The sequence below is a fragment of the Pseudomonas sp. PIC25 genome (assembly GCF_002286785.1).
Lineage (GTDB): Bacteria > Pseudomonadota > Gammaproteobacteria > Pseudomonadales > Pseudomonadaceae > Pseudomonas_M.
The window spans coordinates 1-12,752 of record NZ_MUJY01000188.1 but is presented as its reverse complement, the minus strand read 5'-3'; the positions used below and the strand labels follow the sequence as shown (position 1 = coordinate 12,752).

Genomic DNA, 12,752 nt, shown 5'->3' with positions numbered 1-12,752 from the left:
CGCCCCCACACGATGACCGAGAGCCCACACGAACGGCCCCTCTCCTCAATCCCCCTGGATCTTGCTCAACAGGCTGCGCGCCAGTTGGACGGCCTCGCTGCGGTGGGTGATGTTGAGCTTCTGGTAAAGGCTGCGGATGTGCGTCTTGATGGTGGTCGGGGCGACGTTCAGGTGTTCGGCGATCTGCTCGTTGGACTGCCCGGCATGGATCAGGCTGAGCACCTGCCACTCGCGGCGGGTCAGCGGCGAATGGCGAATCAGTTCGGGCACGTCCGGGCGATTGATGATGTCCTGGATCACCGCCTCGTCGAGGGTGATGCGGATCGCCTTGCCGAAGTCGCGTTGTTGCTGGGCCAACTGGATCAGGCGGTCGGCGCGCTGGCTTTCCAGCTCGTCCAGGCGGCGCTCGTGCTGCAAGGTCTTGAGCATGACGATGAGCAGCTTGCCAACCCGCAGGAAGCTGCCGATGGCGCCGGTAGTACTGGCCAGGGTCAGGGCCTTGTGCAGGTGGTCCAGGGCCTGCTGGCGCTCTTCGCGCTGCCAGTGCAACTGGGCGAGCAGGATGTGGTTGCGGTTGAGGTCCATCACCAGGTGGTGGCGCTCGGCATCGACCTGGAGCTGGCGCAGGATCGGCAGCGCCTTGTCGTTCTGCTTCAGCGCCAGGTGCGCGCGGGCGTGGTTGCGGCCGTTGTACTGGGCGAAGTGGTTGGCCCCCGGCTTGAGCGGCGGCGCAGTGCACAGCCACTGCTGGATGGCATCCTTGTCCTGGGTCGAATCCCAGTAGGTGAGCATCACCGCGTGGGCGTTGGCCAGCCAGTCGACGTGGTAGTCGTCGGCGGCCAGCAGGCTTTGCAGCTTGCCGATGTAGTCGGCGCAGACGCTCTGCTGGCCCCGGGCATGAGCCACGCTGGCGAGCAGCGCATAGCTTTGCAGGAACCAGCGGCTGCCGACCGTATCGAGAATCTCGATGCCTTGCAGCGCGGACTGTTCGGCGGCATCCAGATGGTGCCACTCCCAGAGCACCTGGCCACGCACCCGGTGGATGAATTCCATCACCGGCGTCGCCGGCAACTGCTCGCGCTCGATGTATTGCAGCGCCCGCTCCTGCAGGTTGTAGGCTTTCTGTAAGTGGCCCTGGGCGATAGCGATCTCGGAGAGCTGGCCGAGGCTCCAGAGCGCCGGTAGCGACGCGTTGATCTCCCGCGCACGGCGCTCGGTGGCCTCGTGCTGCTTCTGCGCCTCGCCCAGGTTGCCCTGGACGAAGTGCGCCTCGGCCAACACCGACATCGCTACCACTCGCGAGGTACGCATGACCAGCGGCTCGCAAGCCAGCGCCTCATGCACCAGGCTCATCGCCCGCTGCTGGTCGCCCTGGGCGATGGCGATCTGCGCGCGCACCGCCTTGTAGTCGGCGCCCAGGCGTACCCACTCCTCCGCCGAAAAGCGCGCCTGCTGGACCTGTTCGCCGGCCGCCAGCCAGCGCTCGGCCTCGTCGAAGCGCAACTGGTTCTGCGAGATCCAGGCCTGCAACAGGGTGAACAGGGGCGACTCGGCGATGCTCTCGGCAGGCAGTACCTCCAGGCAGCGCTTGAGCAGCGACAGCCGCCCCTGGCGATAGAACTGCCGGCCGTGGGCCTGCAAGACCTGCCCGACCCGCAGCGGATCGCGGGCCAGCACCGCATGGCGCGCGGCCTCTTCCGGCATGTTCTCTACCAGCAGCGCCTCGGCCGCGCGCAGGTGCAAGGCGGCGATGCGCTGCGGCTGGTGGGTGCTCAGTTCGCCCTGGAGAAAACCGGCGAACAGCGGGTGATAGGCGAACCACTGGCGCAGAGGGTCGGCCGGTTGGATGAACAGGCCGCTGCGTTCCAGGCGCTCGATCATCTCGCGCCCGTTGCGGCGCTCGGTGAGATGGTCCGCCAGGGATGCGTTGAAGCGCTCCAGCAGGCAGGTGGACTGGAGGAAATCCAGGGTCTCGGTGTCGAGTCCGTCGCTGACCTGCTCGCGCAGGTAGTCGCGGATGAACGGATGTCCCAGTTGCAGGCTGTCGAGGAACAGGTCCATGCCGCGCCCGGTCTGCACCTCCTGCAACGCCAGTTGCAAGGCGCTGGGCCAGCCGCCGATGCGGCGATTGAGGCGCTCCACCTGTTCGCGGTTGACGGTGATCGGCAGGCCGTGGGCGAGCACCGCCTGGACTTCGTCGTTCTCGAAGGCGAGCTGGCTGGCATCGAGGGCGAGCAACTGGTGCTTGACCCGCAGCTCGGCCACCCCCAGGTCGGGCAGGCCCCGGCTGCATACCAGCAGGGTCATCCAGGCCGGCATGTTGCGCAGGAAGAAGCGCAGCGCCCGGATCGCCTCGCGCTCGGTCAGTGCTTCGAACTCGTCCAGCACCAGCAGCAACGGCGCGTGCTCCGGCGGCAGTTCGGCGAGCAGGTGGGTGACCAGGCTGTCGAATGGCTCGCGCTCACGCTCCGCCAGCAGCAGGCTGCGTGGGCAGCCCTCCTCGAGCTGGCGATCCAGGGCATGGACCAGGTAACGGCCGAGCTGGCGCGGATCGTTGTCGCTGGCATGCAATTGCAGCCAAGCCACCTTACCGGCGAACGCCTGCGCCCACTGGCAGGCCAGGGTGGTCTTGCCGAAGCCGCTGGGCGCCTGCAGCACCGCCAGGCGTACGTCCGGCAGGCGCTGCAGCCATTCGTCGAAGCGCGGGCGCTCGATCAGCCCACGCGGCAGGACGGGCATCGTCAGCTTGGCGGGGATCAGCGGCAGCGGTGCGGGCGGCGCGGCGTTCATGGAACTCTCCCGTTCGTTGTGGTTATCCGGGCAAGGGCGAAGCATACGACAGGCGGTGGTAGACACGCCCACCACTGCCCCCCACGTAAGCCTTCAGCCCAACACCCTGTAGGAGCCAGCGCTGCTGGCGAAAAGCTTCGCGAGCAAGCTCGCTCCTACAGGTACAGGTGATCCGAGACCACCTTACCCCTTCACCCCGCCGGCGGTCAGGCCGCCGACGATCCACTTCTGGCAGTACAGGAACACCAGGGTGATCGGCAGGCCCGAGAGCACCGCCGCGGCGGCGAAGTCGCCCCACAGGTAGTTCTGGTCGTAGAGATACTGCTGCGCGCCCACCGAAAGGGTCAGCTTGTCCACGTCCATCAGCAGCACCGAGGCCATGGGGTATTCGGTGATGGTGGTGATGAAGGCGAGGATGAACACCACGGCGAGGATCGGCACGCTCATCGGCAGGAGGATGTGGAAGAACGCCTGCCAGGTGGTGGCGCCATCGACGATGGCGGCCTCCTCCAGCGAGCGGTCGATGCTTTCGAAATAACCCTTGATGGTCCAGATATGCAGGGCCATGCCGCCCAGCGAGGCGACGATCACCGCGCCATGGCTGTTCACCCCGAGCCAGCCGATGTGCTTGCCGAGTTGGTCGAACAACGCATAGATCGCCACCAGCGATAGCACCGGCGGGAACATCTGGAAAATCAGCATGCCCTTGAGGATCGTGCCCTTGCCGGCGAAGTGCAGGCGGGCGAAGGCGTAGGCGCTGGTGGTGGACAGCAGCAGGATCAACGCCGAGCTGATCAGTGCGATCTTCACCGAGTTCCACAGCCAGGTGAGCACCGGGAACGGCGGGTTCATCACCTGGCCGTCGGCCTGGGTATAGGGGATGCCCAGGGCCAGCGACCAGTGCTCCAGGGTCGGGCTGTCGGGGAACAGGCTGCCGGTGGCGAAGTTGCCCTCGCGGAACGAGATCGACACCACCATCAACAGCGGGAACAGGATCACCGCGATCGCCGCCAGCAACCCCAGGTGGGTCAGCCAGAGGCGGTATTTCGCGGACTTGGGTTGCACCATGGCCATCGGTGTTTCCTCGAAAAAGTCTCAGACCTTCACTTTCGTGAGCTTCAGGTTCAGCCAGGCCATCGCCCCCACCAGGATGAAGATCAGGGTGGCGATGGCGGCGGCCAGGGCGAAGTTCTGCCCGGAATCCTGGAAGGCGATGCGATAGGTGTAGCTGACCAGCAGGTCGGTGGTGCCAGCCGGCGTGGTGGCGCCGATGATGTCCGGCCCGCCGCGGGTGAGCAGCGTGATCAGCACGAAGTTGTTGAAGTTGAAGGCGAAGCTGGCGATCAGCAGCGGCGCCAGCGGCTTGATCAGCAGCGGCAGGGTGATGCGCAGCAGGTTATCCAGCGGTCCGGCCCCATCCAGCGCCGAAGCCTCGTAGAGGTCGCGCGGGATCGCCTGCAACAGCCCCATGCACAGCAGCAGGATGTACGGATAGCCGAGCCAGGTATTGACGATCAGGATCATGCAGCGCGCCAGGGTCGGGTCGCTGAACCAGTCGGGACGGATGCCGAACAGGCCGTTCAACAGCAGGTTGATCTCGCCAAAGTTCTGGTTGAACAAGCCCTTGAACACCAGGATGGAAATGAACGCCGGTACCGCATACGGCAGGATCAGCATCAGCCGGTAGAACGGCTTGCCGCGCACCAGCTCCCATTGCAGCAGGCTGGCCAGGGTGAGGCCGACCACCAGGGTGAAGAGCACGGTGAGCCCGGCGAAGGCCACGGTCCAGGCGAATATCTGCAGGAAGTTCTGGCGGATGTCCGGGTCGGCGAGCACCCGGGCGAAGTTGCTCAGGCCGGTGTAGACGGTGAAGCCGGGCGCCACCTTGTGCCCCTCGGCATCCACGTAGAAGCCAATCTCATGGTTGGCGACCAGCCGCTCGCCGCTGCGGTTGTCGAGCAGGTCGCCATTGTCCAGCAGGCGGTACTGCGGCCGGGCCTCGGCCATCTCGCGCAGGCCGTAGAGGCGCAACAGCTCGCCTTCCGGGCTGCGCAATACCCAGCGTTCCAGCTCGGCACGGCGCTTGATCACGTCGCGCAGCGGCAGCGGTTCGTCGAGCGATACCTCGCTCTCCGGCTGCAAGCCGAGCGGCTCGCCCTGCACCGGCTCGCCTTCCAGCGGCGGCGACACCAGCACGCCCTGGGCACCGAGGTCGATACGCAGGCGCGGGCCGTCCTCGCTGTCGTGCAGGCTGAAGGGATAGCGGTCGCCGGCGACGTAGGTCTGGCCAAGCAGGTAACGCTGGGCCTGTTCGAAGCTCAGCAGGTTGGTGCCGCTGTAGTTGGTGAAGCCGATACCCACCGTGTACAGCAACGGAAAGATGACGAAGGTCAGCATCCCCGCCAGCGACGGATAAATGTAGCGGTACGCATAGGTGCGGCGGCTGATGAACACGTAGCTGGCGATCCCCGTCACCACCAGCCCGAGCAGGGCGAAGGCGATCTGCCGCTGGGCATAGAGAGCGACCACCAGGTACAGCGCCAGCGCATTGAACAGCAGCCAGAGGCTCCAATGCAGCATCTTGCGAAACGAGGGATAGCGCAGCGATTCGCTCATGACGGGGCCGGCCACTCCGGCAGGGGCATTCACAACGGACATCTTGTTTATAGCCTCATGGCGCGCGGCAGGCGACCCGGGGGCCGCCGCCGCTGGATTCACTTGGCGATACGCTTGGCAGCGTCGTTCAGGGCGTCATCCACCGACTGGCGGCCCGCGGTGATGTTGCCCAGGGCCGGCTCCATGGACGACCAGAACGCCCCCATCTCCGGCACGTTGGGCATCGGCTGGCCCTGCTGGGCACTGTCGAAGGTGGCCTTGATCAGCGGGTCGTCAGCCAGTTCGGCCATGTAGGCCTTGTTCACCACGGCGCCGAGCGGCACGTCGGCGTTCACCGTCTTCAGCCCCTCGACCTGCAGCAGGTAGTTCTCGAGGAACTCCACGGCCAGGGCATGGTTCGGACTGGCCGCGTTCAGCGTCGCCGCCATCACACCGGAGAACGGCCGGCTGGGCGCACCGCCCACCGATGGGATCGGCGCCACACCGAAGTCGATGCCGCTCTTGCGGATGTTCGACCAAGCCCAGGGACCGCTGATGAACATCGCTGTCTCGCCCTTGTTGAAAGCCGCCTCGGCCGCGCTGTAGTCGGCACCTCGCGGCATCACGCCCTCGTCGATCAGACGCTTGAGGACTTCCGCCCCCTGCTTGGCACCGGGCGTGTTGACCCCGGTCTGGCTGACGTCGTAGCCGTTTTCCGTGTCGCGGAAGGCATAAGCGCCATTGGCCGCCAGCATCGGCCAGGTGAAATAGGTGTTGGTGTAGTCCCAGAGGATGGCGCGCTTGCCGTTCTTGGCCAGCTCCTTGTTGAGGGCGAAGACGTCCTCGAAGGTGCTTGGCGGAGTTTTCACCAGGGCCTTGTTGTAGATCAGCGCCGGCGCCTCGACGGCGATCGGATAGCCCCACAGCTTGCCCTTGTAGCTCACCGCGCTCCAGGCGAACTCGGCGGTTTCCTGCTTGATCCTGGCGCTGGGTTCGACCGCGGCGATCAATCCGCTTTGCGCCCATTCGCCGAGACGGTCGTGGGCCCAGATGAAGATGTCCGGCCCGTTGCCGGTGGCGGCGGCTTGCTGGAACTTATCGGTGGCGGCGTCGGGGTGGGCGACCTCCACCGGAATACCGGTATCGGCGGTGAACTTCTCGCCGACCTTGGCCAGGCCCTTGTAGCCCTTGTCGCCGTTGATCCAGACCACCAGCTTGCCTTCCTCGATGGCCGCCTGGGCCGGCAGCGGCAGGTTCAGCGTGGCGGCCAGGCCGATGGCGGCCGCACCGAGCAGTTTCTTGTTCATTGATGCTTGTCCTCGTGGCTTCTTATTGTTGATCCACAGCACTGCGCGCCGAAGCGCTCTCGCAGTCCCTGCATGGTCGGCCAGACGCGTCCGCGCCGCATCCTCCCCCTCTCAGCCTCGGGGGGCGTAGAAGCGGGGCGTAGTCTGCCAGCCCGCGCCGAACGATGCGAAGCGGCCCGGCCCCGTCTCGGCCTGTCACATTCCACGTCGTCCGGCTGTAATGCCTGAGACGCAGCCAGGCGACACAAATTCCCTCGCTCCCACAAGAACGCCGCCCCTCTCCCAGGAGCCCCCATGACCCCGGAACAACAACGCCACCAAGCCCAGCTCGCCTTCGTTGCCAGCGGCGCGGAACTCATCGTCGGACGGGCCGAGGATTGCCCGCTGCCGACCGAACGCCTGGCCGCTACCGACGGCGGCGAACCCTATGTCCGCCAGCGCTTCCCCGGTGGCCTCACCGCCCACGTCTACCGCATCGAAGCCGACGGCCGGCATTGGACGCTCAAGCGCGCCCGCGAACGTTGCCTGGTACAGAACGTCGATGGCCAGACCAGCTTCCTCAACGAAGTCCAGCGCCGCGCCGACCTACAGGCGCTCAAGGCCCGACCGGGCATGGCCGAAGCCCTGTCGGCGGTGGTGGACACCTGCTACGCCAGCTTTCGCCAGGGCATCATTCTCTCGCCGTGGATCGACGGCGAGCAGGTCCGTGCATGGGATGAGCGACGCCTGCTGGAACTGTTCGACGCCCTGCGCGTCCTGGTGACCAACGGCCTGTTCGAGTGGGACCTGTGCCCCGGCAACCTGCTCGACGACGGCCACCTCCGCCTGTTCGACTTCGGCTACATGTACCGCTTCGACCCGCTGACCGGGTTCAACAGCAACGGCACCGCCACCCCACAGATGCACGCGGCCGAACGCTTCGAGACGCGCAACTACTTCGCCTGGCTGCTGGGCCTGGAACAACGCAGCGAAACCGAAGCGCTGGAGGCCTTCCGCCTGGAGAAAAGCATCGCCCTGGACTGCTACCGGCACCTGCGCCACGACCTGCTCGGGCGCGGCGCCAACGCCACGGTCAACGACTGGCTGAGCGGCATCATCGACCGCTGGCAGAGCGCGCTGGGCAACGGTCTCGACGGCCTCTACCTGGCCGAAGCCTGGCGCTCCCACCGCATCGACCTGGCCGACGACCTCGGCGGGCAGACCTGCACACCCTTGACCCTGGCGCGCATCGACTGGCTGGAACAGGCCGTGCATCGCCACTACGCCGACCTGCGCCGCCTCGACGCCTTTGTATTGGAAGACGGCGAACCGACAGCGGAAGCATTACTGAGTGAACTACGGGAAGCGAGGAACCAGGCCGAAGCCTGGCAGGTGTGATTGGTGTGGGAGCGAATTCATTCGCGATGGGCTGGAAGACGGATTCGCGGATGAATCCGCTCCCACCGTCCGGGCCCATCCCACGAAACGGTGGAGCCTGGAAAGCCCCGGCGCAATCCGGGATGGGCTCCCGGACTGCGCCCAGGCTTGTCCGGGCTACGAACGCGGCGACATTCAGAAGCTCCCCACCGTGTTCACCCCCTCCGCTGTCACCACCGAATTGTTCGCCCCCGGCTCCCAGCTCTTCACCAGACTCGGGTCGCTCTCGCTGCGGATGATGCACTTCCACTCGACGGCCTGTTGCGCCGGCAGGCTGATGGCGCCCTTCCAGGTCGGGTAGGCGCTGACATCGGTCAGGCGTACCGCGCCGGCCGGACTCCAGTTGCCGAGCTGGGCGGCGCTACCCACCGCATAGACGCTGTCGCCCGGCTGGGTCACGCCGTTGTCGCAGCGGAAATTGACGCTCACCAGGTTACCGCCACCCGTGCTGGTTCCGCTGGTCCAGATGCGGATCTGGCCGTTGCTCTGGTTGAGCGCCGACGAGAACGTGCCGCTGGCCACTTGACTCGGATCGCTCAGGTTGGAGTCGAGGGCGATCACCAGGGTCTTGCTCGTGCCGGTCACCGTCGCCACCAGCCCGGAATAGCTGGTGTGGAACTGGATCGCCGAATCGGCCCTCACGCCCGCGCCACGACGGATCTGGATCAACTGGCGGATCAGGTCGCCGTAACCCCAGTCATACATGTGCGGCCAATAGACCACCGGGGTACCGGGGCTGGACAAGGTATAGGCGTATGCCTTGCGGATCAGGTCGTCGCGCAGCGGCCAGTGATGCTGCCCGCCGTTCTGCCCCGGCGAATAGCCGGTGTCGTGGTTGTCGACAAAGGTCACCGCCACCTCGCGCCAGCGCGCGTCGGGGTTGCCGTTCAAGCCGTTGCGCCAGTCGGCGATGCTGCCGTTCTGCATGCGTTCCTTGAGGGCGAAGTCGAACACCGGGCACTTGGCGCGATCCGACCAGTCCTTGATCACCTGTTGCCAACTGGCGGTATTGCGCCAGTCCCAGCTTGGGTATTCGCCCGGCGCCTTCCACAGTTCGCCGACGCAGAAGGCATCGTCATGCGTTGCGCTCATCCAACTATCCACCCGCTCCGGCGCGTAGCCGCGCACGAAGTCGAAGCGGAAACCGCCGGCACCGTAGTTACCGCGCAGGTTGGCGAACTCGTCGCGAAACATGGCGAAGTTCTGCGCATGACCGGTATTGAGATCGGCATCGCCACCCATGAAGCGATCGCCGTCGTCGCAGTCGTTGGGGTAGTTGCCGGGGTCGGCGCAGTCGTTGCGCCACAGTCCCTGGCCGGCAGGCAGGTTGATTTCCTTGTCCGGGTAGCCGCGGTTCATGTGGTTGGGCACCAGATCGTAGAGCACCTTGACCTGCGCCGTGTTGAGCGCAGCGGCGGCCTGCTTGAGCTGGCTGTCGCTGCCGTAGCGGCCGTTCTTGTTGAAGTCGTGCCAGAAATAACCCTCGCCACCGCCGGAGGTGCCGTTGGAGGCATCGCTCCAACTGGAGAAGTCGCGCCAGGGCACCGGCATCCAGATGGCGCTGAAACCGTCCGCGGCGATGGTCGGTGCCATGTCGCGGAGGATGTTGTACCAGTTGTTCGGCGCCTCGCGGACCACGTTCCAGTGGAACCCCTGGAGGATGATTTCGTCCCCGCCGTGGTAACGCACCCCGGCGGGACTCTTGCCGGCGGTATCGGCCAGGGCGTGGGAATTCATCAGCAACCACGGCGATACTGCCGCGGCCAGGCAAGCTGCGCGTAGATAACGACTCATCGTAAAGCTCCCTTCTTGTACTTGTTGGGTGAGCATCCGACTGCGGGAGACCTCTCCCCCGGATGGCGGGCAGGCCGCCGGTTCTCGGCGACCGGCCAATCCAGGCTGCACGCGCCGGCCGCACCGCCCAACCTCCCCGAGGCATTTTTCGCCGGCGTAGTGGCCAGGCGTAGGCATTCCCCGGCCCACCGCCACCGGAACTTGGCACCGGGGCTGGCGTAAATCCTCTGGCCGCCCCTCCCCCGCTTCGCTGGCTTACGCCCTGGCGCTCCTCCCGAAAAAAAGCACCGGCGGGAGGATGTGCGGCCAACGGCCATCCCCGACGCTTGCCTCGACCGGCCATCCGGCCAGACGGCAGGCGACGCCCGCCATCGCCTGAAAAGAACAACAAAAAAGAAGGACCCGCCATGAACGACACCCATGCTGCACGCCTTTTCCGTCCCACTTGCCTCGCGGCCGCGCTGTTCGCGACAGCCCCCGCCCTGGCGGTGGATTTCCACGGCTACCTGCGCTCGGGAATCGGTGCCACCGCCGACGGCGGTGACCAGGCATGCTTCCAGGCTGCCGGCGCACCGGCCAAGTACCGCCTGGGCAACGAATGCGAGACCTACGCCGAGATCGGTCTCGGCCAGGAGTTGTGGAACGAGGGAGGCCGCAGCTTCTACCTGGACAGCATGATCGCCTACAAGTCCAACCAGGGTAACGACTGGGAAGCCACCGACAGCGACGACAGCAACCCCTTCTCCGATGGCACCAGCTCGATCCGCCAGTTCCACGTGCTCGGCAAGAACGTCCTCGATGCCTTCCCCGGCGCCACCCTCTGGGCCGGCAAGCGCTTCTACCGACGCAACGACGTGCACATCAACGACTACTACTACTGGGATGTCTCCGGCCCCGGCGCCGGCATCGAGGACATCGACCTCGGCTTCGCCAAGGCCCACGTCGCCTGGATGCGCAACACCGACGGCGACTGGGTCTACGACGGCACCGGCAGCGGTACCAACGTGGCCAACGACACCCTCGACGTGCGCTTCTCCGACATCGCCGTGAACACCGACGGCAAGCTGGAGCTGGGCTGGGACTTCGGCAAGGCCAACCTCACCGATCTCCAGGAGCAGGATCCCGGCTACACCAACCAGAAGGGCCATCTGGTGACCCTGCAGCACGAGCAGGGTAATTGGTTCGGCGGCTATAACCGCCTCGCCGTGCAGTACGGCACCGACGGCATCATCGGCAGCAGCGGGCGCAACACCACCGGCAACAGCGACGGCAAGATGGTCCGCCTGGTCAACCACGGCGTGGTCAGCCTCAGCGACGACATCGAAATGATGTACGTGCAAATCTACGAGGATAAGGACTTCGACAACGACTCCGGGCAGACCTGGGCCTCGTTCGGCGTGCGTCCGGTGTACAAGTGGAACGACATCATGAGCACCGCCCTGGAGGTGGGCTACGACCGCATCGACCCGCAGGCCGACGGCGAGAAGACTCGCGACCTGACCAAGATCACTCTTGCCCAGCAGTGGTCTGCCGGCCGCAGCTTCTGGGCCCGCCCGCAGATTCGCGCCTTCGTCACCTACGCCAAGTGGGACGGCGACCGTTACAACGCCGCCAGCGAATCCATCGATGCCGGCGACGACGACGGCCTGACCTTCGGCGTGCAGGTCGAAGCCTGGTGGCAATGACCGGCACGCACTGATTTCACCCCACGCTGCTCCAAGCGGTTTGCCCCGGCCGTTCGCGGCCGGGGATTTTTCCTCGCGAACCCGACGAGAACACCATGAGCCGACTCAGAACACTCACACGGATCACCCTGGGCGCCGGCCTCTGCGGCCTGCTGCTCGCCGGCTGCAACGAGCCGCTGCGCCGCGCCGACGTCCTCACCCGCACCGCCGAACCCCTGGCAGTGTCGCGCAACGAAGCCCTGCACGACCTGGCCGCCGCCCAAGTCTGTTGCACCAGCCTGCGCGACCTGCCCTATACGCCGCTGCCGGTCGATTTCTCCGGCAACGTGGTGATCGACCGCAGTGCCCCGGCGTTCCAGTTCGACAGCGGCAAGAGCTTCTTCCGCGCCTTCGAACTGCCGCTGGACAGCCGCTCCTTCGAGATCCGCCTGTACAGCGAAGCCGGCAAGACGGTGCTGGCCCCCAGTGCCATGCTGCTCGACAGCCACTTCCGCGTGACCCGCCTGCTCGGCCGCGAGGACTTCGTCTACCAACCCGCCGCCGGCCTGAAAGGCGACAGCCTCGACGTCCGCCTGCGCATCGACCGGCTGTACCGCGACAACCCCGGCAACGAGCGCTACCTGATCCTCTACACCGCCGAACAGGACCTGGCCGGGCAGACCACCTTGGAACACCCGGCCAAGAGCTTCGCCAAGGCACTCGGCAACCAACCGCCGAACATCCCCGACCCGGTGGCCCAGCATTCTCCGGCGGGGGTGATCAAAATGGTCCTGATCGAAGACCGCCTCGCCGGCCAGCAGGCCAACACCTATGTGCCGCCGCGCAGCGTCGGCATGGAAATGGGCAACCGCGTCCCCTCCCTGCCGGAACCCGCGGTACTGCCGGAAACCCGCGCCTACTACCGCCAGGCCATCGACGCCGCCCTCGCCACCCAGGACCTGGACCGCGCCCTGCGCCTGGCCGACGAAGCCACCCGCGCCGGCGACGACAGCGCCCGGCCATATCTGCTGGAGCGGATCAGGGTGAAGTGAGGAAAGGCCGGGAAGGTCCGAACTCGCACATGCATGTAGGAGCCAGCTTGCTGGCGAACCGGACCAACCCGGTGCCCACCAGGCCACCTTCCCCGGATTGCGCCAAGGCTAATCCGGGCTACAGGAATATGACG

At 66.1% G+C, this 12,752-nt stretch carries 8 protein-coding genes; 3 read left to right on the top strand and 5 right to left on the bottom strand.

Annotation, left to right across the window (positions count from 1 at the left end; genetic code table 11):
• Positions 1-45: 45 nt before the first annotated feature.
• The 4 genes from malT to malE all read right to left on the bottom strand — a co-directional run bounded on the left by malT (position 46) and on the right by malE (position 6,692).
• Positions 46-2,790 (bottom strand): HTH-type transcriptional regulator MalT, encoded by a 2,745-nt coding sequence (gene malT, locus BZL41_RS26400; protein WP_095602008.1) that lies wholly within the window; start codon positions 2,788-2,790, stop codon positions 46-48.
• Between the two features lie 183 nt (positions 2,791-2,973).
• Positions 2,974-3,864 carry a maltose ABC transporter permease MalG gene (malG, locus tag BZL41_RS26395; protein WP_095602007.1) on the bottom strand — a complete coding sequence of 297 codons (891 nt, stop codon included), beginning with the start codon at positions 3,862-3,864 and terminating at the stop codon, positions 2,974-2,976.
• Between the two features lie 21 nt (positions 3,865-3,885).
• Positions 3,886-5,448 (bottom strand): maltose ABC transporter permease MalF, encoded by a 1,563-nt coding sequence (malF, locus tag BZL41_RS26390; protein WP_095602006.1) that lies wholly within the window; start codon positions 5,446-5,448, stop codon positions 3,886-3,888.
• A gap of 56 nt (positions 5,449-5,504) precedes the next feature.
• Positions 5,505-6,692: a maltose/maltodextrin ABC transporter substrate-binding protein MalE gene (gene malE / locus BZL41_RS26385; RefSeq protein WP_095602005.1), complete on the bottom strand. Its 1,188-nt coding sequence runs from the start codon at positions 6,690-6,692 to the stop codon at positions 5,505-5,507.
• Between the two features lie 294 nt (positions 6,693-6,986).
• Between malE and BZL41_RS26380 the strand changes: the two genes are divergently transcribed.
• Positions 6,987-8,069: a hypothetical protein gene (locus BZL41_RS26380; RefSeq protein ID WP_095602004.1), complete on the top strand. Its 1,083-nt coding sequence runs from the start codon at positions 6,987-6,989 to the stop codon at positions 8,067-8,069.
• A 174-nt stretch (positions 8,070-8,243) separates the two neighbouring features.
• On the opposite strand, the gene BZL41_RS26375 is transcribed toward BZL41_RS26380, so the two are convergent.
• Positions 8,244-9,902, bottom strand: a complete 1,659-nt coding sequence (locus BZL41_RS26375) for a glucan 1,4-alpha-maltotetraohydrolase domain-containing protein (RefSeq protein WP_095602003.1) — start codon at positions 9,900-9,902, stop codon at positions 8,244-8,246.
• 407 nt (positions 9,903-10,309) lie between these two features.
• Between BZL41_RS26375 and BZL41_RS26370 the strand changes: the two genes are divergently transcribed.
• Entirely contained in the window at positions 10,310-11,587 is a 1,278-nt protein-coding gene (locus BZL41_RS26370) for a maltoporin (RefSeq protein WP_095602002.1), read from the top strand.
• Positions 11,588-11,682: 95 nt separating this feature from the next.
• The gene (locus BZL41_RS26365; protein WP_095602001.1) at positions 11,683-12,618 is read left to right on the top strand and encodes a MalM family protein; all 936 of its coding nucleotides are present in this window, start codon (positions 11,683-11,685) and stop codon (positions 12,616-12,618) included.
• Positions 12,619-12,752: the final 134 nt, after the last annotated feature.